This window comes from Archangium sp. (assembly GCF_057119385.1).
Genome location: NZ_DBNGVP010000118.1, coordinates 35,645 through 60,067, shown reverse-complemented (window position 1 = coordinate 60,067; position 24,423 = coordinate 35,645). Strand labels below are relative to the sequence as shown.

Below are 24,423 nucleotides of genomic sequence, written 5' to 3'. Positions count from 1 at the left end.
GAACCTCGCCAATATCAATTACCCGAACCAGAAAGCTTGGGCGGCTCTACGCTGCCTCTCAATGGGAAGCTCGACCCCTGCTTGGCAGCGCGCCCCATCGCTGCTTCTCCCCAGGTCGTTGGCAAATCTCCCTTATTGTATTTCACTCCAGTCACTGGATCCGTGAATGTCTTTTGGAATTCGAAGCGTTGCGCAACATCAGGGGGAAGTGGATCGCTGGCTGCGTGAATGTTGGCGGGAATCTCCTCCAGACCGGCCTCTCGGGCCGCCATGATCCGGCGATGATCCAACGTTTGGTATTGCCCATCGCCCCAATCCACCATGTCAGGGGGATCGCTCTTCGTATTCCAGCCATTATTTCGCATGTCATTCGCCACATCGCTGATAGAAGCCTTGTCCCCCGAACTGCCCCTCATTTCCGGGTTGACCGTTTTCTGACTATAACGAACCTGATCGAGACGTACGGTGGTGCCCTTCGAATGGCCTACTGGTGCCTCTGGCTGCGGCACCGGCGGTTCCGGAGTCTCCGCGGGCGGAGCCTCACGAGGAGCGTTCCGGCTCTGCTTCCACTTCATGTATTTAGCCCCAACGCCCGCGGTGACAGCCCCCAATCCCACGGATATGCTGAAGCCCAACCAACTCCACTCTGCTCCCGGGCTGGCGAGCCAGTCGCCAATGTACCCGATGGCTCCGCTCGCAGCGCCTGCGCCCATGAAGGCCAGCGCCCCCGCCGCCGCAGGCAGGAACACGAAAGGCAACGAAGCAACGGCACCAACTAGCGCGCCTTTGCCCATCGCCTTGAGGATACATAGGAAGCAGAAGTCCGTCTGATTGAGCGCCTCGTTCAAGCCGAAGCCCACGGCGCCTGCGGCGGCGCCTCCCAATACGACCGCAGCTGCCGTCACCGCCAGGGCTGGCAGCGCCAACGGAGCCAGCAGGGCACCAACGGCAACTGTGACGGCGATGCCAACTACGGCGCTGGCCGCTATTGAGGCGACTGCACTCCAACTCCAGCTCCAGAGTCCCTGCGGATCCGCCGAGTTGATCGGATCATTGCTGGCATAGCTGTAGAAATGGAGCCCATTCAAGTACGTGGTGGGATCCTGGGTGAGGTAGCGCCCCAGCAGCGGCGAGTAGTACCGGAAGCGGTTGTACTGCAGCCCCGTCTCCTCATCGTGATACTGGCCAGGAAGACGGAGGGGGTTGGAAATCCGCTCCACCAGGACCGACGCTTGGCCATAGGCGCTGTAATCCGCGGCCCAGACGACGGAGCCGACCTCGTTCGTGAGACGGATCGGGACACCCCGGTGATCCGTGTGGTAGGAGTAGATTCGGCCATCCACACGCATGGCCAATGGCGTGTATGTCCCCGGGATGTAGAGGAAATCACGGGTGATAGTCCGGCTACCGGAGCGCTCCACCTCACCGATGAGCGTCTCACCCGCCCAGACGTAGCGTACCTCCGCCGCCGCCGTGCGCTTCCAGATGCGGCGTCCGAGCGCATCGTACCCGTAGGAAACTCTCTGCCCACCGGGCCCGTGCGCCTCCACGAGCAGGTTGCGGAAGTTATAGCGATAGATCCACTCGCCCGCGGAAGAACGCAGGGACACGAGGTTTCCGCGTGCATCGTAGCCACACCAAGTGTCCCCCTGTTGAATCAGCCGGTTGACGGAATCAAAGGTGGCGCGCTGCTCGTTCCAGCGCACACGGTTGCCCGCGAGATCATACGCGAAGCGCTCTCTCAGGCCGGGGTTCTCGGAATCGACCTCGAGAATCTGCCCCTCGGAATCGTAGGTGAACCGTCGACTCCCGAAGGCGGAGTCTTTGCAGGACCGCAGCCGGGCCTCGGCGTCATACTCGCATGTATACGAGAAGAGATCCCGAGCAGTGGCGAAGTTAGATCGCCGGGTCACTACCGAGACAGGCAGCCCGAGCTGTGATTGCCGGATGACGGTGGTCAGGTCATTGGGACCGGATAGTTCTATCGTCCGATCATCCGCGCCATATCCGAAGCGGTAGAAATCCCCCGTCCAGAGCCGAATGCTCGATGGACGCTGGTCCGCGTCCAGGGCGAACTCGACCCGCTCGCCGGAGGGATACACCAAACCCGTCAGCGCCCCTGACTCGTCATAGTCATACCGGACGACGAGGTCATCCTGGTGCTCCTCAAGGACGTGGCCCTTGTCGTCATACACATACTTGACGGTGGAACCCTCGGTGGATGTCTCAACGAGCCTGCCACCCTCATAGACCCGCGAGAGCCTCTCTCCACCACCGTAGGTAATGACGACGGGCTGATCCTGGTCGTCGTATTCGATGTAGGCCAGCAGTTCGGAGCCAGTGAAGATCCGCTCGACGAGCCCACGGGAGTTGTACACATACGACTCGTACGAGCCATCCGCGCGGATGGCTCGATCAGGACGGCTCCACCGGCCATACTCGAACTGTGTCCGATGGCCATTCCCATCACGGATGGATTCGAGCAATCCCCCGGAGTCGTACTTGTATTCAACCCCGGCACCCAGCCGGTTGCCCACGGCCGATATCAACTGCGGCGTCTTGTATTCGTAAGTGCGTCGGGTCCCATCGGGGTAGATGATTTCGTTGAGCAGTCCCTGCTTGTCGTAGCCTACGTCGAAGAGCTTGTGAGAGCCCTGCGATGTGCTGGTGAGCAAGCCTCGCGAGTCATAGGACAAACCAAGGCGCAGGCCCTTGGGGTCGGATAGAGCGAGCAGCTTTCCCTGGGAGTCATTCTCCAGCCGCCAACGGCGACCCAGGGGGCTCGTCACACCATTGACGAATCCATGCCCGTCCAACGTGTACCGGGCTTGGTTGCCTTTGGGATCCGCCACCAGCACATCGCCGGTCGCAGACTCCACGGAGGAACTCAGCGAGGACGACTGGAACGACCGGGCCAGCGACTCAGCCAGGAAGTGCTTGCGCAGCGTGGACAACTGCGTGTCATGAATTTTCAGCATGCCGATGGTCCTGGTGGACGCTTACGACCCGGCCTTGGTCACGAAGGGCGCGCCACCCGCCGACGCATCCGCCATGCACTTGGACTGAGCTGCAACGCCGATGAGCACCGTCGGACAGCCCGCGACCACCACTCCACCATGCGAGGTCGGATCCCCCAACCGCGCCGCGGGCTTGCCTCCGATGATCACCGTTGACTCACCCTGGGAGATGGAGTCCGGAGGCCCCACGCACACGGCCATGTCACCCACTCGTGCCGCGGGCATGTAACCGATGAGCACCGTTGACTCACCCGCCGATACGGGCCCTCCCACATGGGGGACCGGGCCCGGCTCCGACTTCGGGCAGGTATGCATGTCACTGATTCGAGCAGCTGGAGGCATGGAGCGCTCTCTCCTCTGAAGCAGTTGTCACTGGACTGAGTCCACAGGGTTGGGTTTCACCTCGGCGGCTTCCTCTGATGTCGCGAGTGCTGCACCGCTGTCGGAGAACACCACCCCCCCCTGTGAATCCCGGCAAACGCCACGTTCAGTGTAGCACTCGATACCAGCGATTCTCAGAGTGAAGGCGGAATTTCGACCCGAGTCCCAAACGACTTTATGGCCAGAGTGAAAAGTTCACTCCACCATCGCGCTGACCTCGCGCGAGAAGGCCTGCTCGTCATCGGCGTGGATGACGAGCGGGGGCAGCACGGTGAGCCCGGTGGGCGCGCCCTTCACGGCGTGCATCAACACCAGCTTCGCGGGGCGCCCCGCGCGCGAGTGCACCATGCGCATGGTCCTCGGCTCCAGCTTCGCCGCGTGCAGCACGGCCATCAGCTCGGACAGCCGCGAGGCCGGGTACACCCCGCAGAAGCTCCCGCGGCTCCTCAGCAGATACGCCGCCGAGCGCGCCACGTCCCGCAGCTCGCAGGAGATCTCGTGCCGCGCCAGCGCCTTCTCCATGTCCGTGCTGATCCTCCCCTGCTCCCGCGCCCGGTACGGCGGGTTGCACAGCACGTAGGAGAAGCTGGCCTTCGGGAACAGCCGGTCCACGCAGCGCAGATCTCCCCGCACCAGCGACACCTCCCGCTCGCAGCGGTTCAGGTGCACGTTGCGCTCGGCCAGGGAGAACAGACGCGGCTGGAGCTCCAGCCCGGTGATGCTCTCGCAGCCCAACCGCCGCGCGAGGATGAGCGGGATGATGCCGCAGCCGGTGCCCAGGTCCATCAGCCGGCCCCGCACCGCTCCGGCCTCGTAGACGGCGAAGTGCGCGAGCAGCACTGGATCCAACGTGAAGCGGTAGCCCCGGCGGCGCTGGAGCACCCTCACCTCTCCCCCGCAGACGGAATCGAGCGTCTCCCCGGCCCCGGGCCGGAGCTCGAGCGGCATGCGCTGGGGCCACGCCAACGCTTCTGTCAGCAGGGCACCCACCCCGCTCCTAGGCCTCCGGATCCAGGAACAGGAGCCCCGCGGGCGGCGCGGGCTCCACCCGCAGCGTCTTGGGTGGCAGCGACTGCGCCGCCTCCATCACCGCGCGCACCTCCCACAGGGGCGGCGGGTTGAGCGCGAAGCCCACCTGGAACGTCCCCGCGTGGACGCCGCGCACCAGCGAGTCCAGCCCCTGCACCGCGAACACCTGCGGGTGTCCCGGATCCTCGGGGTCCTTGATGCCCAGCACCGTGCGCAGCACCAGCGCGTTGAGCAGCGCCAGGTCCAGGCTGCGCAGCGTCGGATTGCGCGGCGCGGCCTTCAGGTGCGCCAGATCCAACCCCTGCCGGAAGCGCAGGATCTTCCCCCGCCCTCCGGGCAGCACCATCAGCACCGCGTGGTGTCCGCGCACCAGCGTCGCCAGCCGCTCGTTCGCCAGGGCCACGCCCCGAGGCGTCGTCAGCGGCTCGTCCAGGTCATGGATGCGCGCGTACGCCGTCACGAGCGCGAGGAAGGTCTCCTCCTCGAAGGTCTCCAGGCCCTGGATGGCGCGGTGCACCGGCTCGAAGTGCAGCCCGGGATCCGACAGCGGCACGATGGCCGCCAGACTCGGCCTGCGCTCATCCAGCTCGGCCAGGGGGCGCAGGGGCGCCTCGTCGAGCACCGCCTGGATGCGCCGGGCCACGGGCGAGGGCTCGATGCGCCGCAGGGACACCGGGGCGTCCTCGAAGGTGCCCTGCCACACGGTGCTGCTCAACTCGGCGGCCTCGGCCAGCAGGGCCCGGAGCACTCCATGGTCGTCCGCCGCCAGGGTGACGGTGGGCTCCACCTGGGCCGAGCGGGGCCGGTAGGGCTCGTGCTCCAGCGGCTCGGCCGCGTCCGGCGCCAGGCCACACAGGAGGAAGCGGACCGGAGGCCCTCCGAGCCGGCCCGCGGAGCTGTACACCTCCGCCAGGTACAGGGCCGGGCGGGAGTCGCGCAGGACGGAGCCCGCCTGCCTCAGCCGTCCCAGCTCCGCCGTGGGGTCCACCCTGTCGAGCAGCGGGCGGATGAAGGCGGAGCGGGGCGGAGCGTTGAAGGGAGAACCCTCGTCATCGGCCGCCAGGTGCGATTCGAGCGAAGGAAGCAGGGCTGAGAACGGGAGGACGCGCGCCATATGGGAAAAAATGGGGCCCCGCTTCCCCGCCCGCCACGACGCCCTCTCGGGCGCCCGGCAGCCGAGCTACCACCACACGCAGCGGTAGGGCTTGGAGCGCGCCGGGCCGAGACCCAGCGGGCCCGGACGCTCGGCGGCCTCCTCCCACAGGAGGCTCACGGTGGCGATGGCGCCCGCCGAGCCGAGGAAGGACAGCACGTACGGGGTGGGCTGATCGAACCCGCCGAGCACCAGTCCGGACAGCAGCAGCACCACCGCGCCCACGCCCACGCCGAAGATGTCCGCCCTCAGGATCTGCCCGGGGCTGGGGTCGTATTTCATCGTGGCCAGCGCGAGCGCCGTCGCGCCGATGCCCGGGGTGATCAGCAGGGTGTCCGCCCACGCCTTCCCGGAGATCTTCGTGCCGGAGAAGTGAACGACAGCCAGCAGCAGCGCGCCGTAGATGAGGCCCCACCCTCCTCCCGAGGCCACCAGCATGCCGTCATCGAGCGGCAACTGGCTGCCGGCAACGGTCGCGGTGAGCCACGCACCGAGCTCGGCCCCCACGAAGGAGGCCCAGGCCAGCGCGGTCACATCGCGCGTGAGCATGTCCACGAAGCCCGCGGCGAACATGCCTCCGATGAGGGAGTTGCCGATGCCGAAGTAGCCCATCGGCTTGTCGATCCAGTTGTAGAACTGCCACCACGCCGACGCGCCGAACCCGAGCCCCGCGCCGAGGAGCGTGCCCGCCAGCATGGCCTCGCGGGAGCTGCGCTCGAAGCTGAAGCCGTTGGCGATGCCCTGGGTGAAGAAGCCGCCCAGTGCCCCCATGACGGAGTGGTGCAGGATGAAGGAGAGGCTGCCCGGCCCGGAGAGGAACGCGCCGTAGCGCAGGTGGCCATCGAGGATGGCCCCGTTGGCCTCGGGCTCATCGGAGGCCCGGGGCGCCGCGGGCGGCAACTGTCCTTCCTGGGTGAGAGGTGCCTGGGGCGCGGTGCGCAGCGAGGCCGTGTCCGGCGGCTGCACCGGCGCATCGGAGGCGTACTGCGCGCGGGCCGTCCCCGGCATGGCGAGCAGGAGGACAGCGGCGAGGGACAACCAACGGGTCAACGGGGACACGCGAACCACTCCTTGTCCGGACTCGGCGGCATCAAACCCCAATGCACGGCCGATGCAGCGGGAATCTCACCTTCTCCCAGAGGGAGAGGGTGGACAGAGCGTCATCGGAATGTTGACTTCCGCGCGCCCGGCGGCGAGACCCGGGTTCCCCTCCCGCTCCGGCATCCCTGGACCGGGCGGGTCCATTCACGAACCCAGGAGCGCCATATGGGCACGATGAAGTTCGAGGTCCCCCACTCCCTCCCGAAGGACGAGGCCAGGAAGCGCGTCGAGCAGCTCCTCGAGTACTGGACGGAGAAGTACGGCGTGAAGGCCAACTGGGCCGGGGACGGCGCGAAGGTGATTGGCAAGGTGATGGGCATCAACCTCGATGCCAGCTTCACCATCACCGACGGCGCCATCCAGGGCGAGGGCACCGACCCCGGCATGCTGCTGCGCAGCCAGGCCAGGTCCTACCTGCAGAAGAAGTTCACGGCCGCGCTCGACCCGAGCAAGGGCGGCCTCGACGACGACAAGGGCCTGGCGTAGCCGGCTACAGCAGCGGTCCCTCCTCCAGCGCGGCGAGCGCGTAACGCGCCGCGCGGGAGATGGACTCGGCCGAGTCCGGCAGCTCCGGATAGTGGCCGGCCAGCTGGCGCTGGGGGAAGCGCAGCTGCGAGATGGCGTTGCGGTAGTGCCGCCGCGCCGCCTCGTGATCCTTCAGCCGCTCGTGCACCTGCGCCATCAGGTAGTGACCGATGGCCAGCGAGGGCTCCAGGAAGAGCGCCTTGCCCAGCTCCGCACGGGCCTCGGCGAGCTCTCCGGCCTGCAGCTCCGCCAGTCCGCCGAACACCCGCGCTTCCACGCACAGCGGCTCGCGGTTGATGGCCTGCGCGAAGGCATCCCGCGCGTCCACGACACGTCCGCTCAGCGAGTAGATGTTGCCCAGGGTGAGCAACGCGTCCAGGTGGCCCGGCTCGTCCGATAGGAGCTGCTCCACGGTGGCCACCGCGGACACGAAGTCACCGCGCTCGATCATCCGCACGGCGGCGTTGAGCCGCTCGCCCGGCGCCAGCATCAGCGACCACGCGGGCATCTCCCCGGTGCGCGTGCGGCCCGCCTCGGCGCCTCCGGTGGAGGCCTCGAGCAACTTCCGGGGCGGCTCCTGGGGGCCCGGGGGGAGCGCCGGAAGAGGCGCCTCGGGAGCCTTGGACGCGGGCACCTCCACCGTCTTGCGCGCTACCGAAGGCACCTTGGCGGACGTGTCGAGCGTCGTCTTGAGGGCCCGGGTCGACGGGAGCAGCGCGGAGTGGGACTTCGTGTTCCCGATGCCGATGGGCGTGCGCGGCGCCAGCGGCTTCACGGGCCGCCGGTAGACGAACGCCCCTTCCATCTCCACCATCTCGAAGCGATCGTAGACCTTGAAGAGGCTCTCCGAGTAGCCCAGCAGCAGCAGGGCCCCGGGCCGCAGCGCCGCGAGGAAGCGATCCATCAGCGCGCGGATGGTGGGCAGATCGAAGTAGATGATGACGTTGCGGCAGAGGATGAGATCCAGCGACTCCGGCTTCACCTTCTCGAAGACGGGGACGGCGAGGTTCTGCCCGTCGAAGCGCACGTAGTCCTTGAGCGAGGAGACGATCTCGTACCCGTCCTCTACCGGCCGGAAGAAGCGCGTGCGGCGATCGCCGTGCATGCCGGCCACGCGGCGGGCCGAGAAGCGCCCCTGCTTCGCGGCCTCCACCGCGGCGAGGTTCAGGTCCGTGGCCCACAGGTCCACCTCGATGGGGAGCGCGCCCTGCTCGGCCAGCACCATGGCCAGGCTGTAGGGCTCCTCGCCGGTGGCGCAGCCCGCGGACCAGATGGACACCCGGCGGTTCTCCCGCCGCGCCTTCCACAGGGCGTCCGGGAGGATGCGGCTCTCCAGCGCCCGGAACTGCTTGGGATCGCGGAAGAACTCGGTGTGCCCCACCGTGACGAGCGGCAGCAGCGCGCGCAGCTCGTCCTCCGCGGAGCGCAGCAGCTTCACGTACTCCTCGGCGTTGACGATGCCCACCACGGGCATGCGCGTGGACAACGCCAGCCGGAGGCTGTGGTAGCCGTCCGGAGTGATCTTCAGCCCCGCCCGCTCCAACAGCAGGGACGAGAGCTGCTGCAGGGCCTTGGAGGTCACCGTCAGCATGACTGTACCCACTGAACGAGGGTTGGACCGATCTGCTCGAGCGGCAGCACTTCCTCGGCGGCCCCGAGGCGCACGGCCTCCTTGGGCATGCCGTACACGGCACAGCTCGCCTTGTCCTGGGCGATGGTCCGCCCGCCGCGCTCGCGGATCTCCTTGAGTCCGCGGGCACCGTCGCGGCCCATTCCGGTGAGGATGACGCCCAGCACGCGCGTCCCGAAGGACTCCGCCGCGGACGTCAGCAGCACGTCACACGAGGGCCGGAAGCCTCGCACCGGGGGACTGGGATCCAACACCAGCCGTCCCTTGGGACGCACCACCAGGTGCGAGCCCGAGCGCGCGATGTAGACACAGCCGGGCACCATCTCCTCGCCGTCGGTGGCCTCCACCACCTTCAACGGCGATTCGGAGCCGAGCCACTGGGCCAGGCCCTCGGTGAACCCGTGGCTGATGTGCTGGCAGATGCACACCGGCGCGGGGAAGTCCTTGGGAAGCATCTTGAGCACCACGGAGAGGGCCTTGGGCCCTCCGAGGGAGGAGGCAATGACCACCAGGGGGTACGGCGCCTCGGTGGCCGCGGGACGGACGTTCTGCTTCTGGACCTGCACGGGGCGCGACACGCGCACCTCGGCGAGCAACATCAACTTGCGGCCCACCGCCTGCCAGAAGTCGATGCCGGGCTCGTGTGGCCGATCCACCACGTCCACGGCCCCGAAGGCGAGCGCCTGGAAGGCCTCGGCGCCGGAGAGCGTGCCCGGGTGGAGCGCGAGCACCGGCACGGGCCGCTCCGCCATCACCCGTTGAATGGCCTTGAGGGCATCCGGGCCGGACAGGTCCACCACGACCACGTCCGGGTGCAGACGCTGCACGACCTCGAGGGCCTCGGAGAACTCGCAGACGTTGCCGGCCGGGGCGAGCACCACCCCGTCGAACAACCCCCGCGAGGCGCTCCGAAGCACCTCGCCCACCAGCAACACTCGGTATGCGGACGCACCGACGTCCAAGCTTCCCCCTCGCCTCGCTTCAGGTCAGACGATCGATGGTCTGCGCCAGGCTCTCCACGCCCAGTTCGCCCTTCACCAGGTACGCATCCGCGCCCGCCTCGGCCCCGCGCCGCCTGTCCTCCGGCGACGCGAGCGAGGACAGGATGATGACCGGGATGCGGGACAGCCCCACGGTGGACTTGAGCCGCCGCGTGAGGGAGAAGCCGTCCAGCCGGGGCATCTGCACGTCCGAGAGGATGAGGTCGTACTGCTGCGACTGGGCCTTGAGGTAGCCCTCCTCGCCGTCCTGGGCCTCGTCCACGGTGTGCCCCAGCGCCTTGACGAGCGCCGACTCGGTGGCGCGCGCGATGGGCGAGTCGTCCACCAGCAGCACCCGGAGGCGCTTGGCGGCCTGACCCTGGGTGACGGGCCGCGCCATGCGGCGCACCTCCGTCATGATGTCCGGCACGTGCAGGAGCACGGCGATGCGGCCGTCCTCCAGCGCGGCGGTGCCGGCGATGAAGGCGGCGCCCTTGAGGAACTCGCCTCCGCAGGGCTTCACCGCCACCTCGCGCTCGTCCACGAAGCCGTCCACCACGAGGGCGGCCAGGTCATCGCCGTGACGCACCACCACGGCGGGCGGCTTGTCGAAGCGGTTGCCTCCGTTGACGCCCAGCAGCGGCCCCAGGCCCACCAGCGCGGTGGGCTTGCCGCGGTGCTTCACCGCGAGGGTGCCGAAGACCTCCATCCGGTCCTCGGGCTTCACGCGCATCACCGCCACCACGTCCGCGGCGGGCATGCCGTAGACGTCGTCGCCCAGGCGCACCAGCAGCACCTTCATGAGGGCCAGCGACTGCGGCAGGCGCAGGGTGAAGGCGCTGCCACGGCCCAGGCGGCTGACGATGCCCACCGAGCCGCCCAGCGACTCCACCTTCTTCTTCACCACGTCCATGCCCACGCCGCGGCCGGAGATGTCGGTGATCTCATGGCGGGTGGAGAAGCCGGCGCGGAAGATGAGCTCCATGGCCTCGCGCTCGGAGAGGGCGGCGGCCTGGGACTCGGTCAGCAGGCCCTTGCGCACGGCCGCTTCCCGCAGCTTCTGCGGATCCATGCCGCGGCCGTCGTCGTCCACCTCGATGCTGAGCATGTCGCCGTCGGCGCGCACGCGGATGCGCAGGCGGCCCGCGGCGGGCTTGCCGAGCATGCGGCGCTCGTCGGGCGTCTCCAGGCCGTGGTCCACGCCGTTGCGCAGCAGGTGCACCAGGGCGTCGCGCACGTCGGCCAGCATCGAGCGATCCACGCCGAGGTCGGCGTTCTCGATGACGAGGTCCACGTCCTTGCTCTGGGCGCGGGCGATGTCGCGCACGGCGCGCGGGAAGGCGTCGAAGACGGTGGACAGCGGCACGAGGCGGGCCTCGGCCACGTGGTCCGCCATCATCGACAGGTTGCCGTGCAGCGTCTCGATGCCGTCCCCGTTGCGGCGCACGAAGCGGAACGCGTCGTCGCGCAGCATGTGCAGATCGCCCTCGATGCGCTCGAGGTCGTTGCGCAGCGAGTTGGGGACAGCCAGATGCTCGGCCAGCTTGAGGAAGCGGTCGCCCAGGCGCGAGAAGCGCTGCAGCAGCGCCTCGGCCTCGGACGCGCGCAGCCGGCCACGCGCGCTCTCCACCAGGAGATCTCCCGCGAGCAGCCCGAGCGAGTCGAGCACCTCGACATTCACGCGGATGCTGCGATCGGCGAGCGCCTTGGGGGAGTGACCCTCCTCGTGGGCGTGCTCGGCCCTGGCGCGGGGCGGAGGTGACACCGCCGCGGCGGGCGGAGGCACGTAGACGGGCTCCGCGGGCTCCTCGAGGGTGGCTTCCACCACGGGGACCGCGGGCACCACCGCAATGGCCGTCTGCGAGGGCCGGGCGCCGCCGATGGCCGGAGGCGCGTGGCCGGAGGCCGCGGTGAGCGCCTCGACCATCTCCTGCGAGGCCGGGGTGCCCGACTGGGCGCCCTCGGTGTCCTCCAGGAGGTCCGAAATGGTGTCGCACGCACGCAGCAGGAGGTCCGTCGCCACCTCGGTGGCGGCCCTCCCGTCTCGCTCGGCGCGCAACACGTCCTCGGCCGCGTGCGCGAGCTGGCCGATGGCGGCCAGGCCCAGCATGCGGGCCTCGCCCTTCATCGTGTGCAGCTCGCGCGCGACCTCGTCCGCCGCCTGATCCGCGGTGGGCTTCTCGAGATCGAGAATGCCCAGCTGGATCTTCTGCAGACGGTCGGCGCTGACCTCCTGGAACTTCGACAGGAGGGATTTCTTGAGGGACTCGGTGTCCATGACCAGAGGGCGTCAGGACGGAAATCCGCCCCGAGTTGCCTCTCCCGCTCCTGACTAGTCGGCCTTGAAACGCTTGATGAGCTCCGCCAGACGGCCGGCGAGCTGCGTGAGCTCGGCGGCGGCACCCGTGGCCTGCTTGGAGGCCTGGGTGGTCTGACGCGTCACGTCCTCGATCTCCGCCATGGAGGCCACCACCTGCTCGGTGGCGGTGCGCTGCTGCTGCGTGGCGAGGTTGATGACGCGGGCGGCGTCACTCGTCTCCTGCACACCGGCGAGGATGCCCTCGACGGCCTGCGCGGCCACCGCGCCCAGCTTCTCACCGGACTCCGTGGCCTCCTTGGAGGCATCCGCGGCGCTGCCGGCGGCGGCCGTGGCCTCGCGGATCTCGGTGATCAGGTTCTTGATCTCCTTGGTGGACTCCATGACGTTCTCCGCCAGGCGGCGCATCTCGGCCGCGACGATGGAGAAGCCCTTGCCCGCCTCACCGGCGCGGCTGCCCTCGAGGGCCGCGTTGAGCGCGAGCAGGTCCGAGCGGTCGGCGATCTCGTCGATGACCTCGACGACGGTGCCGATGCGCTCCACGCGCTTGGACAGCTTGGTGATGGAGTCGGCCACGGCGACGCCGTCGCTGCGGATCTGCTGCATGGCCTGGATGAACTCGCCGATGGCGCCCCGGCCCGCGCGAGCGGCACCCAGGGTCTCCTCGGCCACGCGCGCCACGCTGCCGGCGTTCTCGGCGATCTGCGCCGAGGCGTGCTTGAGCTCTTCCATCGTGGCCGTGGTCTCGTGGATGGCCGCGGCCTGCTCGGTGCTGCTCGTCTCGTGCTGCGTGGAGGCGGCGAGCACCTGGTTGGCGGACGAGGACAGGCGCAGGGCCGCCTCGTTGATCTCGCGAACGAAGGTGCGCAGCGTCTCGATCACCTTGCCGAAGCCCTCGAGCAGGGGCCCGAGCTGGGCGTCCTCGGTGGAGGTGTTCCACTGGGCCAGGTCACCCTCGCGCACCAGGGTGATGAGGGCGTCGATGGCCTGATCGATCTCCTGGGCGGCCACCTGCTTGCGGCGCTCGGAGGAGGCGTGCCGGTCCAGCAGCTGGTTGAAGAGCTGGGCCAGGTCGGCGGCATCGTCCTCCAGGGCGTTCTTGGGAACGCGTGCCTCGAGGTTGCCCGCCAGCACCGCGATGACGGTGTCGGTGAGGGGCTTGAGCGAGCCGGCCTTCTTGGTACGAGGGGCAGCCGCGCCCTCCGTCGGGACAACTTCGTTCTTCGTGTCAGCGGGGGACATTGCCTTCAGTGCCTTCCTTGAGCATTCAAGGTTTCAACGAGATCGATGAGCATCACGGGGCGTTCCTGGTCGAGGAACACACCGACCGCATACGGTGCCGCACCAGCCACGACCGGCAGGCGCCGCAGGTCCAGGATGGGGACGGGCCGCACGCCGCGGATGGCGTCCACCTTCAGGTGGCCCTCCCCTTCAGGAGTGTCGAAGACGAGCGCGCGGCCGCCACGCTTGAGCGGACCGAGCCCCGGCACTTCCAGATCGTCCGGGTGCGAGCGATCGATGCGCAGCACCTGCTGGGCATCGGTGCCGTAGACGACGCCGCCGACCTCGAAGAAGAGGAGGTCGACCTCGTTCTGCTCGGACGGGTCGGGCGAGTGATCGTCGTAGATCATCGCACCACCGCCCGCTGCCGGGCGCTCTGGAGCAGCTTGGTGAAGTTGATGAGGGCGATGGCATCCTGGGGCGTGGCGCCCCCATGGACGCCGAGCAGGTGCTCGACGGCCGCATCCCCGCCCAGGGGAGGAGGAAGGATGTCGGCCACGGGGATGCGCCGCAGGCCGAGCACCGCATCCGCCACCACACCGACGCGGTAGTTGCCGCTGGTGCCGATGAAGAGCCGGGTCCTGGCCCCGACGCGGGCCTCCCCCTTGCCAAGGAAGCGCAGGAGATCCATCACGGGGAGTACCTCGCCGCGATGGCCGGTAACACCCAGGAGGAAGGATGGAGTTCGCGGAAGGGGCGTGAGGAGCCCGGTGCGAATGACCTCGAGGACATTCTCACTGGGGACCGCGAGGCGAAGCTCACCCACGCGGAAGCAGAAGAATTCCTGCTCCGGCCGGGCCTGGCCCGTGATGGCTCGGTCGGGAGCCTTCCGAAGCGCACGCTGAAGGGGAGTATTGGTCAAGGCGCCAAAGTATCCGGAGGCTAGCGAAGTGGGTCAAGAGAGGACCGAATCACATGGTCCGGGCCCACTCAACGGTGTAGGGTAACAGCAGTATTCCTTGAGGAGGCAGATGTCTCGCGTACTGGTCATCGATGATAGCCCGATGCTGGTGGAACTCACGGTCCGGGCCCTCTCCGCTGCCGGCTACCACGCCACCGGAGCGACCGACCTGGCGAGCCTCGACCAGAAGCTCGCCGAGGGACCGTTCGCGCTCATCCTCATGGACGTGAACATGCCGGAGATGTTCGGCGATGACGTCGTCGAGTACCTCCGCACCCAGAAGAAGGTCACCTCCAAGCTGGTCCTCTACTCGGACATCTCCGAGGAGGAACTGGCGGCCAAGACCCGGAACTCGGGCGCGGACGCCTACATCCTCAAGGGGGGCGGCATCGAGGCGGTGATCGGCGGCATCATGCGCATCCTGAGGGCCCCCACGGCCAGTGCGGCCGCACCCGCACGTCCAGCGGCAGCGCCCGCCGCCCCGGCCGCCCGCCCTGCGGGGACCACGGCGGCCCCCCGCCCGCCCGCGGTGGCACCGGCAACCCGTCCCCCCGCCGCCGCGCCCGGTCCCCGCCCCACCGGACCTGGAGTTCCCCAGGCGAATGTCGCCGCGCCGCCTCGCGTCGCCCCCGCGGCGGCTCCGGGACAGGCGATTCCCGGCCCACGTGCCCCCGTCGCGGGACAGGTGGCCCAGCCTCGTCCGGTAGCGCAGGCTCCGGCGGGCGCCCATCCGACACCGGCCGCGGCAGCCCATCCCGCTCCAGCGGCGGGAGCCCATGCGGCACCGGCCGCTCCTCGCGCGCCCGTCGCGGGACAGGTGGCCCAGCCTCGTCCAGTAGCGCAGGCTCCGGCGGGTGCGCACCCCGCTCCGGCGGCGGGCGCCCATGCGGCACCGGCCGCTCCTCGCGCGCCCGTCCCGGGACAGGTGGCCCAGCCTCGTCCGGTGGCGCAGGCCCCGGCGGGTGCGCACTCCGCTCCGGCGGCGGGCGCCCCCCCCGCTCCGACGGCTCCGCGCACCACGGCTCCGGCGCATGCCGCTCCTCCGGCGACGGCGCCCGCGAGGCCCGCGGCTCCCGTCGCGGCGCATCCCACGGCTCCGGCGGCCCACGCGGCGACGGCCCAGCCGGCTCCCGCCGCGCATGGCCCGGCTCCGGTCCCCGTGGCGCCTCAGGCGGCCGCGCCCGCCCACACTCCGGCGGCGTCCCCTGCCCCGGCGGCCGCACCCGCTGCGGCGGCCACTCCGGCTCCGGCCGCGCCTGCCGCCGCGCCCGCTCCGGCCGCGACGGGTGGATTCCCCTCGGCCGCGAAGATGGCGGCGGCGGCCGGAAGGAAACCCCGCATCCTCATCGTCGATGACAGTGAGATGACGGCGCGCATCATCGAAGCGGACCTGGTGAGCAAGGGCTTCGAGGTGCACATCGCCGACTCCGCGGACAAGGCGACGAAGATCATCCTGAAGAAGCAGACGCGCCCGGACCTGGTGCTGTTGGACGTGCGCATGCCCAACGTGAACGGCGAGCAGTTCTGCCGGTTCATCAAGAGCAACAGCCTCTTCAAGGGCATCAAGGTGCTGCTGTGCTCCGGCGAGAACATCGAGGAGCTGCAGCGCATCTGCCGCGAGGCCGGCGCCGACGGCTACGTGCCGAAGGACGCCGTGCTGGGCCACCTGGTGGCGAAGGAGCTGCAGGAGTAACCCGCGCTCGAGCCCTGCTTCAACGCGCGTTGGCCGCGTTCTCCCGCTCGTCGAGCCCGCGCGCGAAGTTGCCGATGATCAACCCCGGCCGGGCCGCCTTGAGCCGGCGCAGCAGCGTGCGGATGCCCACGGGCTCGCCGCCCGCGCCCTTGTCTCGCGCCACCTCCAGGTACTGGATGGGATCGATGCACAGCGAGCGCGTCTGCACCTGGTCCACCTTGTACTTCTTCACCAGCCGCTCCAGGGCCTTCACCTCGCCCTCGCGATCGGTGACGCCCGGGAAGAGCAGCAGGTTGAGCGCGAGGTACGCCCCCCGCTCGCGCGCCAGGGCGATGGACGCCTCCACGTCCTCCCAGCCGTACTTCACCGGCTTGTAGTAGGCCTCGTAGAGCTCCTTCGACGCCGAGTTGAGCGACACGCGGATGGCGTCCAGCCCCGCGTCGAAGAGCGCCTCGAGTCCCTTGGTGAGGCTCGCGTTGGTGTTGATGTTGATGGAGCCGCGCGAGGTGCGCTCGCGCATGTAGCGGATGGCCTCGGCGATGAACTTCCACCGGGTGAGCGGCTCGCCCTCGCAGCCCTGGCCGAAGCTGACCATGGTGCGGCCCGGCGCATGCTCCAGGTGGTACAGGCCGATCCGTCCCATCTCCTCGCCGGTGGGCCCGTCATTCATGCGCTCGTGCGAGGCGGGAGGCCCATCCGCGGGCTGATCCGAGATGCACCCCACGCAGCGCGCGTTGCACATCACCGAGGCGGGGATGGCGCCCTCGTCGCGCACGTAGAAGATGTTCTGCGAGGTGAAGCACCGGTACAGCATCGCGCACGTGGTGAGCTGCTTGAGCACGCGGTTGCCGGGGAAGCGCGCCAGGTGCGCGTCGACGATCTTCTTCAGCTCGGGGGTGGAGTACTTCTCCGGATCCCAGTGCGAGCGCTTGTCGGTGTGGATGGCCCAGGCCACCGGACCGTCCTCGCCCCAGGCGGCGGCGGTATAGGCCCACTGCGGAAGCACGGGACCGTCCGCCTTCACCTCGCCGGGCAGGAACGTCCGCGTGTAGCCCGGAGGCAGCAGCGCGCCCACCGCGTTGGGCACGAAGGTCTTCCCGTTCATCTTGATCTCGCGGACGAGCTCCAGCTCCCCCGTCTCGGGATCGATGCCCACGGGCAGCCGGCCCGGCAGGTGGACGAGCCGGCCAGCGGACGGCAGCGGAATGGGCTTGTCCTGCGGGGGAACGAGCTCCTCCCCGCTGCGCAGGGTGGCCAGCAGATAAGGGTGCTCCATCACGCGCCCCTTCGGATCCGCGAACAACAGCTTCGGTGCCAAAGTCATGACCTCGTTAACTATCACTGGCGGGCGAAGCTTTCGACGCGCCGCGCATTCACGAGCCGTATGGCTCTCCGGATGGCCCCATGCCGGAGCGCGTCTTGACTCCCCCAGGGCCCCTGCCTAGGGTCCGCCCGCTTTTGCGTCCCTTATCGCGGACATTTCGGAGGCAGCTCAAGTGATTGTCGGAGTCCCCAAGGAGATCAAGACCCGCGAGTACCGTGTCGGCATGGTTCCGGCGGGCGTTCGCGCCCTGACCAGCGCGGGCCACACGGTTCTGGTCGAGACGAACGCCGGCGTCGGCTCCGGCATCCCCGACTCGGAATACCAGCGCGTTGGCGCGCAGATCGTCCAGAGCGCGGACGAGGTGTGGAAGCGCGCCGAGATGATCGTCAAGGTGAAGGAGCCCATCGCGCCCGAGTACGAGCGCATCCAGAACGGGCAGATCATCTACACCTACTTCCACCTGTCCGGCGTGGACCCCGAGCTCACGCGCACCCTGGTGAAGAAGAAGGCCTCCGCGGTGGCGTACGAGACCATCCAGCTGGATGACGGCTCGCTGCCCCTGCTCAAGCCGATGTCCGAGGTGGCCGGCAAGATGGCCATCCAGGTCGGCGCCGCGTGCCTGGAGAAGGCGCACGGGGGCAAGGGAATCCTCCTGGGCGGCGTGCCCGGCGTGCGCCGCGGCCGCGTCACCATCATCGGTGGCGGCGTGGTGGGCACCTGCGCGGCCAAGGTCGCCGTGGGCATGGGCGCCGAGGTCACCATCCTCGACGTCAACCTCGAGCGCCTCACCTACCTGGATGACGTGTTCCTCGGCCGCGTGGCCACGCTGGCCTCGGACACCGAGAGCATCGCCAAGAGCGTGCGCGAGGCGGACATCGTCGTCGGCGGCGTGCTCATCCCCGGCGCCGCGGCGCCCAAGCTCGTCTCCGAGGCCCTCGTGGCCGAGATGAGCCCCGGCTCCGTGGTGGTGGACGTGGCGGTGGACCAGGGCGGCTGCATCGAGACCTGCGTCCCCACCACCCACGACAACCCCACCTTCGTGAAGCACGGCGTGGTGCACTACTGCGTGGCCAACATGCCCGGCGCGGTGCCCCAGACCTCCACCTTCGCCCTCACCAACACCACCCGGCCCTACGCCCGGAAGATCGCCGACATGGGCCTCGTCGAGGCCATCAAGGCCGACAAGGCCCTGGCCCGCGGCCTCAACACCTACAACGGCCAGGTCACCTACGAGGCCGTCGCCAAGGACCTCGGCTACAACTACATGTCCATCTTCGACGCCATCGGCGCCAAGGGCCGGTAGTAGTTTCCGGTCATCCACAGTGCGACACCCCGGCGGAGGGGTTGCTCCCGAAATCAGGGAATAATTCTCCCCGCCGGTTGTCTCCCGCCCGCTGGGGCAGCCGTGCAAACGGCGCCAGCGGGCTTTGTGTTGTTGCCCAGTCTGTTCCCGTGCATACATTGCCGGGTAGGTAACGACTCAATTGCCTGTAATTTCGGGCCTCTGGAAGGCGGGAGCATGCTGGACTTCAGGCAGAACAACCGGACGAAGCAGGAATTCGAGGAACTGGCCCTGGCCCACCTCGACCCGCTATACTCCGCGGCCCTGAGGCTGACGAAGAATGAGCGGGACGCCGAGGACCTGGTGCAGGACACCTGCATGCGGGCCTACCGCTTCTTCGACAAGTTCGAACGCGGCACCAACATCAAGGCCTGGCTCTTCAAGATCCTCACCAACACCTTCATCAACCGCTACCGGCGCAAGGTGAAGGAGCGCAGTGTGGTGGAAGGTGTGGAGCGCGAGGCGGTGCACGAGCGCTTCGTGAGCCGGGACGCGACGGACTTCGCGGCCAACCCCGAGCAGTACTTCTTCGATCGCCTCCTGTCGGATGATGTGTTGCGCGCCATCGACGCGCTGCCCATCGACTTCCGGCTGGTGGTCATCCTCGCGGACCTGCAGGAGTTCTCCTACAAGGAGATCGCGGAGATCCTCGAGTGCCCCGTGGGTACTGTGATGAGCCGCCTGTTCCGCGGACGCAAGCTGCTGCAGAAGACGCTGCGCGAGTACGCGCAGGGCTCTGGCGTGCTGCGTCAGGACGGGGGCGAGGCGGCGAATGGGGACAGCACGGCCGCCGCCGCGGGATCACCGACGAACCTCGAAGATTACCGACGCAGGAAGAAGGTGGGGTAGATCGAGGTTGATGGCCCCGGAAATATTTCTTCACGATATTTCCGAACGGGACCCCAACCATCTCCCGCCCTGAGCGCTCATGACCTGCCAGGAACTCGATTCCATCCTCTACCCGTTCCTCGACGGCGAGTTTCAGCCCGAGGAGCGGCTGGACGTTGAAGCGCACCTCACCGGCTGTGCCGAGTGCGCGCAGCGGGTGAACATGGAAGTCCGGATGCAGCAGTCGCTGCGCCGGGCCGCGCGTCACGCGGTGGAGACCACCCGCGCTCCGGATGCGCTGAGGGCGCGGATCCAGCTGGGCATCCGCCAGGAGCAGCGCCGCGACACGCAGATGTGGTGGTTGCGCGCGAGCGCCGCGGCCGTGGTGGTGCTGATGGCCGGCGGCGCGTGGATGGTGCTGCGGCCCGAGCAGCGGCAGCGCTTCGTGGAGGACGCCGCGCGCTGGCACGCCCGGCAGTTGCCGGTGGAGGTCGCGGGCCACTCGCACGAGCACGTGGAGGCCTGGTTCGACGGCAAGTTGGACCACCGGGTCTCCGTGCCCCGGCTGCCCAACGTGCAGCTGGCCGGAGCGCGCATCTCCAACGTGGAGAAGTACCCCGCCGCGTACATCAGCTACGAGCGCAACGCGGACAAGCAGGGCGCGCCGGCCCGGCGCATCGGCCTGTTCGTCTTCGACGACGCCAAGCGCGAGGTGGAGGCCCCTCCCCTGCCCTCCGTGCAGGTGGGCTCCAGCCACGGGTACAACGTGGCGGTGTGGCGGGACGAGGAGATCGTCTACGAGTTGGTGAGTGACCTGGACGAATCGGACATCCGCCGCATGGTGGCCGAGCAGGCGGCGATGAAGAGCCGGCCGTCGCATCCGGTCTCGCCGGACGTGGCCGCGCGGCCCGTGTCGCTACAGCGCTGAAGCACCCGTGCGGCGCGGGCTGCCCGCCTGCCCCACGAGCTGGACTGCCTGGAACTCCGACTGGACCGAAGATTGACGGTCCCGGTAGGCACCGATAGCCTCCCCGAGCGAGTTTTCCAGCGTGGCCGTCTCCCGTCTCCGACGCGCGACGCGCACGCCCCAACAGGTCCGGCATCCCTTCCATGTCCAAGAACATCCTGATCGTCGAAAGTGACACCGCCCTCTCCGCGAATCTGCGGCAGGCCCTGGAGGCCCGCGGCTTCGCGGTGCAGGAGACCACCGACGGCAAGGGCAGCGTGGAGCAGATCCGCCGTGATCGGCCCGAGCTGGTGGTGCTCGCGGTGGATCTCTCGGCCGGACAGAACGGCTATCTGATCTGCGGCAAGCTGAAGAAGGACGATGAGCTCAAGACGATTCCGATCATCATCATCGGCAACCCGGATGGTTTCGCTCAGCACCGCAAGCTGAAGGCGCACGCGGACGACTACGTGGCCAAGCCGGTGAACGCCGACGAGCTGGTGGATCGCGCCGGTGCGCTGATCGGCTTCCCGGAGCTGCCCGCGGGCGAGGTCGTCGATGACGGCCTGAGCCTGGGCGGACTGGACGGACTGGGCGACGAGCCGGTGCAGGGCGAGGAGCTGGCCATCGAGGGCGAGCCGCTGGAGAGCCACGGCGAGGAGCTGGCGCTGCTCGACAACCCGTTCGGCGACAGCGTGGATGATCCGCCGGTGACGGGCAGCATCGAGGAGCCGGTGGAGGCCCCGCCGGAGCTGAGCTCGCCCGAGGACGACTTCTCCGGGCTGGACGGCCTGGGCGGTGGCGAGGACGACAACGCGCTCGACTCGCTGGGCATGGACAGCGACAAGACGGTGGTGGGCTTCATGCCGCCGGAGCCCCCGCCGGCCCCGGCTCCGAAGCCGGCCCCTGCTCCGGTGGCGCGCCCCACTCCGGCTCCGGTGGCCAGGCCGGCTCCGGCGCCCGTGACGCCCGCGCCCCGCGCTACGCCGCCGGCCCCCACGCCCCGGGCGGCTCCGGTGAGCACGCCCGCGGCTCCGGCCATGTCGGCGGCGGACGCGGCCGAGCTGCGCAACCTGCGCGCCAAGGTGCTCGAGATGGAAGGCGCGCTGGAGGATGCGCGCAGCCAGGCCAGCAGCGCGGAGACGCGGGTGCAGGAGCTCGAGGCCGAGCTGGAGACGAAGAACACCGAGCTGGAGACGGCGAAGGCCTCGGTGGGCAAGAACGACTCGGCCACGCTGGCGCTGCGTGAGGCGTCCAACCGGAAGGATCGGGAGATCCTCCGCCTCAAGAGCGAGCTGAACCAGAAGGAGCAGGAGATCGTCGAGCAGCAGGATCGGCTGCTGGCGCTGGAGCAGCAGGCCAACGGGACGACGGACGAGATCGCGCGGCGGGACGCGGAGCTGAAGACGCTGAAGACGAAGGCGGATCAGCTGATGGCGGAGCGGCGCCGGGTGGAGCAGCAGCTGAATGCGGCGAAGGAGGAGGCGCGAGGGGCCACGGCGCGGGCGGCGGCGCTGCAGGCGGAGGTGGAGCAGTACCAGGCGCAGTCGGGCGAGGTGGAGGAGCTGAGGGCGAGGGCGGAGCAGCTGGAGGCGGAGCTGGCGGCGGCGAGGAGCGAGGGCGACAGCTGGCGCGAGGAGCTGGAGGCGGTGAAGGCGCAGGCGGGCCAGGAGACGGACGAGCTGCGCAAGCGCATCACCGAGATGGAGGAGCAGGTGGCGCGCAACGAGGACCGCGTGGCGCGGCTGTACACGCGCATCAAGTCGGACGAGAAGCTGCGCGAGAAGACGAAGAAGGCGCTGGCGATCGCCACGCAGCTCCTGGAGGAGCAGCCGGCAGTCGAGGACGACGAAGAAGCCGTCGCCTGAAGCAGAGCCGTCGTCGAGGAGTCCCCTCGAGACAGTCGTCTCGGGGACCCTCCCAGGGAGTCCCCTGCCCCACCGAGTCACATCCCCTCTCCCATCGGGAGAGGGACGGGGTGAGGGTATCGAGGGCCCCGGGTTCGAACCCGAGCGGGCCCCTCCCCCACCCGAGCCCTACTTCTCTTCCTTCTTGGGCTCGTTCTTCTTGTCCACCATCTTCTTGGCCACGCTCTGAAGGCCTGATGGGACGTTCTTGTCCCGGCTGAGATCCTTGAGGTCGTTCTCGCGCAGGGTGCTGAGGAACTTCATGCCCACGGCGAGCGGAAGCTTGGGGTTCTTCAACAGCGCCATCTTGATCTTGTAGTTCTTCGTGAACTCACGGCTGTTGTAGATGATGCGCAACACCTCCTCGTTGACGGCCTTGTTGGTGGCGCAGCTGAGGACCTCGCCGTCGGTGATGCGGGGGCTGCGGATCACGGCGGTGCAGACGAGCTTGTTGGTGTCGCGGATGAGGAAGCTGCGCGCCTCCTTGTTGCCCAGCGTCGCCAGCTTGATCTTCTGGGCGATGCTCATCTTCATGATGCGCTGGGTGAGGCTGAGCTTCTTGGCCTCGGGAATGGCGGCGGTGGGATCCTCCCCCTCCTTCGCCTCCGCCGGAGCCGCGGCGGCGGCCTTGGGCGTGGCGTCCTCGAGCTCCTTGAGGATCTCCTCGGCGGTGGGACCGGCCTCGGGGGGCGCGGCGGAGGGCCCGAAGACGCGGACGCGAGCCGCCTGCATCTGGGGCACATCCGCGACGGCCATGCCGCTGCGCACCGCGAAGTCGCACACGTTGTCGATCAGCGCCGGGGTGGCATGGGGGTTGGCGCACAGGCCGCGGATGATGTTCTCGGAGCGCAGCACGCGCAGCTGGTTCTGACCGATGATCTCCGCGATCTTCGCGCTGCAGGTGCGCGCCACCTCGGCCACGGCGTCATCCGGCGTGGACGGGTTGAGCACGAGCATCTCCGCCAGGGCGTCCTTGCCGCCCAGCAGCGAGAGGAACCAGCCCAGCACCGGGGGCGCGACGGCCTCGTCGCGCAGGCCCGTGGAGAAGCGATCCGGCAGCGCCGCGGCCGACCTGGCGGCCGTCTCCCGCACCGCCGCGTCCGCGTCGAACGTGAGCATGAAGAGCGCGCCGAGCATGTCCGCGGGCGCCAGCGGCACCAGCGCCTTGGCGGCCATCATCCGCAGGGGCACGGGCGCGGCCGGATCCACATGCTTGCGCATGTTGGGCGGGAGGAACTCGGCGGTGATGGGACAACCGGCGGGGGCCGCGGGGATCGGCTGGGCAGCGGTGCTCATGAGGCGTGATTCCTTCCGTAGATGATGCGGAGCCCCTCGAGCGTGAGGAACTCGTCGACTTCGTGAATGAGCTTGGACTCGCTGGCCACCAGGGGCGCCAGGCCACCGGTGGCCACCACCCGCGTCTCGAAGCCGATCTCCGACTGGAGGCGGGCGCAGATGCCGTCCACCATGCCCACGTAGCCGTAGAACAGGCCGGACTGGATGGAGTGCACCGTGTTGCGGCCCACCACGTGCGGAGGCCGGGCGAGCTCCACGCGCGGCAGCTTCGAGGCGTTCTGGAAGAGCGCCTCCATGGAGATGTTGATGCCGGGGCAGATGGCCCCGCCGAGGTACTCGCCCTTCGGCGTCACCGCGTCGAGCGTGGTGGCCGTGCCGAAGTCCACCACGATGAGGCCCTGGTGGTGCTTGTCGTAGGCGGCCACCGCGTTGACGATGCGGTCCGCGCCCACCTCGCGCGGGTTGTCGTAGAGGATGGGCATGCCCGTCTTCACCCCGGGCCCGACGAACATGGGGCGCGTCTTGAAGTAGCGCTCGCTCATCCGCTCCAGGTTGAACTGCAGCGGCGGCACCACGCTGGACACCGCCACCGCGCGCACCTTGTCCGGATCGATCCCGCTCGACTGGAAGAGCTGGCGCAGCAGGATGCCGTACTCATCCGACGTGCGGCGGGCACTCGTCTCCAGACGCCAGTGGTCCAGGAGGCGCTTGCCTTCGTACACCCCAATCACCGTGTTGGTGTTGCCGACGTCGATGGCGAGAAGCATGGCTC

At 68.9% G+C, this 24,423-nt stretch carries 19 protein-coding genes and 2 pseudogenes; 7 read left to right on the top strand and 14 right to left on the bottom strand.

Annotated features, from left to right (window positions below):
* Positions 1-14: 14 nt before the first annotated feature.
* From AC16DP_RS28705 to AC16DP_RS28685, 5 genes are all read right to left on the bottom strand, one after another.
* A complete protein-coding gene (locus AC16DP_RS28705) occupies positions 15-2,978 on the bottom strand; it encodes an RHS repeat-associated core domain-containing protein (RefSeq protein WP_329726408.1) in 2,964 nt (987 codons plus the stop codon).
* Between the two features lie 21 nt (positions 2,979-2,999).
* Positions 3,000-3,332, bottom strand: a complete 333-nt coding sequence (locus AC16DP_RS28700; RefSeq protein ID WP_329726407.1) for a PAAR domain-containing protein — start codon at positions 3,330-3,332, stop codon at positions 3,000-3,002.
* Between the two features lie 261 nt (positions 3,333-3,593).
* Complete coding sequence (locus AC16DP_RS28695) at positions 3,594-4,346, bottom strand: tRNA1(Val) (adenine(37)-N6)-methyltransferase (RefSeq protein WP_329726406.1); 753 nt, start codon at positions 4,344-4,346, stop codon at positions 3,594-3,596.
* Between the two features lie 49 nt (positions 4,347-4,395).
* Complete coding sequence (locus AC16DP_RS28690) at positions 4,396-5,541, bottom strand: DUF1015 family protein (protein WP_329726405.1); 1,146 nt, start codon at positions 5,539-5,541, stop codon at positions 4,396-4,398.
* Between the two features lie 66 nt (positions 5,542-5,607).
* Positions 5,608-6,639, bottom strand: coding sequence for a hypothetical protein (locus AC16DP_RS28685; RefSeq protein ID WP_329726404.1), 1,032 nt, complete (start codon positions 6,637-6,639; stop codon positions 5,608-5,610).
* A gap of 207 nt (positions 6,640-6,846) precedes the next feature.
* Between AC16DP_RS28685 and AC16DP_RS28680 the strand changes: the two genes are divergently transcribed.
* Positions 6,847-7,167: a polyhydroxyalkanoic acid system family protein gene (locus tag AC16DP_RS28680; protein WP_329726403.1), complete on the top strand. Its 321-nt coding sequence runs from the start codon at positions 6,847-6,849 to the stop codon at positions 7,165-7,167.
* Positions 7,168-7,171: 4 nt separating this feature from the next.
* Here the strand turns inward: AC16DP_RS28680 and AC16DP_RS28675 are convergent, their stop codons facing one another.
* The 6 genes from AC16DP_RS28675 to AC16DP_RS28650 are packed head-to-tail and all read right to left on the bottom strand — an operon-like array spanning position 7,172 to position 14,276.
* Positions 7,172-8,797 carry a CheR family methyltransferase gene (locus tag AC16DP_RS28675; RefSeq protein WP_329726402.1) on the bottom strand — a complete coding sequence of 542 codons (1,626 nt, stop codon included), beginning with the start codon at positions 8,795-8,797 and terminating at the stop codon, positions 7,172-7,174.
* Entirely contained in the window at positions 8,791-9,798 is a 1,008-nt protein-coding gene (locus tag AC16DP_RS28670; protein WP_329726401.1) for a chemotaxis protein CheB, read from the bottom strand. The genes AC16DP_RS28675 and AC16DP_RS28670 overlap by 7 nt, the downstream gene beginning before the upstream one ends.
* Positions 9,799-9,817: 19 nt before the next feature.
* A complete protein-coding gene (locus AC16DP_RS28665; protein ID WP_329726400.1) occupies positions 9,818-12,094 on the bottom strand; it encodes a hybrid sensor histidine kinase/response regulator in 2,277 nt (758 codons plus the stop codon).
* A gap of 54 nt (positions 12,095-12,148) precedes the next feature.
* The gene (locus AC16DP_RS28660) at positions 12,149-13,375 is read right to left on the bottom strand and encodes a methyl-accepting chemotaxis protein (RefSeq protein WP_329726399.1); all 1,227 of its coding nucleotides are present in this window, start codon (positions 13,373-13,375) and stop codon (positions 12,149-12,151) included.
* 5 nt (positions 13,376-13,380) lie between these two features.
* Positions 13,381-13,764: a Frizzy aggregation protein FrzB gene (locus AC16DP_RS28655; RefSeq protein ID WP_329726398.1), complete on the bottom strand. Its 384-nt coding sequence runs from the start codon at positions 13,762-13,764 to the stop codon at positions 13,381-13,383.
* Positions 13,761-14,276 (bottom strand): chemotaxis protein CheW, encoded by a 516-nt coding sequence (locus AC16DP_RS28650; protein WP_329726397.1) that lies wholly within the window; start codon positions 14,274-14,276, stop codon positions 13,761-13,763. Before AC16DP_RS28650 ends, AC16DP_RS28655 begins: the two co-directional genes overlap by 4 nt.
* Positions 14,277-14,385: 109 nt before the next feature.
* Between AC16DP_RS28650 and AC16DP_RS28645 the strand changes: the two are divergent.
* A pseudogene (locus tag AC16DP_RS28645) lies at positions 14,386-14,898 on the top strand (response regulator); the annotation flags it as partial.
* A gap of 609 nt (positions 14,899-15,507) precedes the next feature.
* Positions 15,508-16,008: pseudogene (locus AC16DP_RS28640) on the top strand (response regulator); the annotation flags it as partial.
* A gap of 19 nt (positions 16,009-16,027) precedes the next feature.
* Here the strand turns inward: AC16DP_RS28640 and AC16DP_RS28635 are convergent.
* Entirely contained in the window at positions 16,028-17,332 is a 1,305-nt protein-coding gene (locus AC16DP_RS28635; RefSeq protein ID WP_329726396.1) for a radical SAM family protein, read from the bottom strand.
* 172 nt (positions 17,333-17,504) lie between these two features.
* On the opposite strand from AC16DP_RS28635, the gene ald reads away from it, so the two are divergent.
* From ald to AC16DP_RS28615, 4 genes are all read left to right on the top strand, one after another.
* The gene (ald, locus tag AC16DP_RS28630; protein ID WP_329726395.1) at positions 17,505-18,635 is read left to right on the top strand and encodes an alanine dehydrogenase; all 1,131 of its coding nucleotides are present in this window, start codon (positions 17,505-17,507) and stop codon (positions 18,633-18,635) included.
* Between the two features lie 216 nt (positions 18,636-18,851).
* The gene (locus AC16DP_RS28625) at positions 18,852-19,523 is read left to right on the top strand and encodes a sigma-70 family RNA polymerase sigma factor (protein WP_329726394.1); all 672 of its coding nucleotides are present in this window, start codon (positions 18,852-18,854) and stop codon (positions 19,521-19,523) included.
* A gap of 79 nt (positions 19,524-19,602) precedes the next feature.
* Entirely contained in the window at positions 19,603-20,430 is an 828-nt protein-coding gene (locus tag AC16DP_RS28620; protein ID WP_329726393.1) for an anti-sigma factor family protein, read from the top strand.
* Positions 20,431-20,612: 182 nt separating this feature from the next.
* The gene (locus AC16DP_RS28615) at positions 20,613-22,316 is read left to right on the top strand and encodes a response regulator (protein ID WP_329726392.1); all 1,704 of its coding nucleotides are present in this window, start codon (positions 20,613-20,615) and stop codon (positions 22,314-22,316) included.
* 168 nt (positions 22,317-22,484) lie between these two features.
* On the opposite strand, the gene AC16DP_RS28610 is transcribed toward AC16DP_RS28615, so the two are convergent.
* A complete protein-coding gene (locus AC16DP_RS28610; RefSeq protein ID WP_329726391.1) occupies positions 22,485-23,651 on the bottom strand; it encodes a hypothetical protein in 1,167 nt (388 codons plus the stop codon).
* A complete protein-coding gene (locus AC16DP_RS28605; RefSeq protein WP_329726390.1) occupies positions 23,648-24,418 on the bottom strand; it encodes a type III pantothenate kinase in 771 nt (256 codons plus the stop codon). The genes AC16DP_RS28610 and AC16DP_RS28605 overlap by 4 nt, the downstream gene beginning before the upstream one ends.
* Positions 24,419-24,423: the final 5 nt, after the last annotated feature.

Excerpts from the sequence above, each read along its gene's own strand:
- AC16DP_RS28705 (WP_329726408.1), bottom strand. The coding sequence starts at position 2,978 with ATGCTGAAAATTCATGACACGCAGTTGTCCACGCTGCGCAAGCACTTC.
- AC16DP_RS28635 (WP_329726396.1), bottom strand. The coding sequence starts at position 17,332 with ATGACTTTGGCACCGAAGCTGTTGTTCGCGGATCCGAAGGGGCGCGTG.
- AC16DP_RS28680 (WP_329726403.1), top strand. The coding sequence starts at position 6,847 with ATGGGCACGATGAAGTTCGAGGTCCCCCACTCCCTCCCGAAGGACGAG.
- AC16DP_RS28605 (WP_329726390.1), bottom strand. The coding sequence starts at position 24,418 with ATGCTTCTCGCCATCGACGTCGGCAACACCAACACGGTGATTGGGGTG.
- AC16DP_RS28655 (WP_329726398.1), bottom strand. The coding sequence starts at position 13,764 with ATGATCTACGACGATCACTCGCCCGACCCGTCCGAGCAGAACGAGGTC.
- AC16DP_RS28625 (WP_329726394.1), top strand. The coding sequence starts at position 18,852 with ATGCTGGACTTCAGGCAGAACAACCGGACGAAGCAGGAATTCGAGGAA.
- AC16DP_RS28690 (WP_329726405.1), bottom strand. The coding sequence starts at position 5,541 with ATGGCGCGCGTCCTCCCGTTCTCAGCCCTGCTTCCTTCGCTCGAATCG.
- AC16DP_RS28610 (WP_329726391.1), bottom strand. The coding sequence starts at position 23,651 with ATGAGCACCGCTGCCCAGCCGATCCCCGCGGCCCCCGCCGGTTGTCCC.
- AC16DP_RS28615 (WP_329726392.1), top strand. The coding sequence starts at position 20,613 with ATGTCCAAGAACATCCTGATCGTCGAAAGTGACACCGCCCTCTCCGCG.
- AC16DP_RS28695 (WP_329726406.1), bottom strand. The coding sequence starts at position 4,346 with ATGCCGCTCGAGCTCCGGCCCGGGGCCGGGGAGACGCTCGATTCCGTC.
- AC16DP_RS28700 (WP_329726407.1), bottom strand. The coding sequence starts at position 3,332 with ATGCATACCTGCCCGAAGTCGGAGCCGGGCCCGGTCCCCCATGTGGGA.
- AC16DP_RS28675 (WP_329726402.1), bottom strand. The coding sequence starts at position 8,797 with ATGCTGACGGTGACCTCCAAGGCCCTGCAGCAGCTCTCGTCCCTGCTG.
- AC16DP_RS28660 (WP_329726399.1), bottom strand. The coding sequence starts at position 13,375 with ATGTCCCCCGCTGACACGAAGAACGAAGTTGTCCCGACGGAGGGCGCG.
- AC16DP_RS28665 (WP_329726400.1), bottom strand. The coding sequence starts at position 12,094 with ATGGACACCGAGTCCCTCAAGAAATCCCTCCTGTCGAAGTTCCAGGAG.
- AC16DP_RS28620 (WP_329726393.1), top strand. The coding sequence starts at position 19,603 with ATGACCTGCCAGGAACTCGATTCCATCCTCTACCCGTTCCTCGACGGC.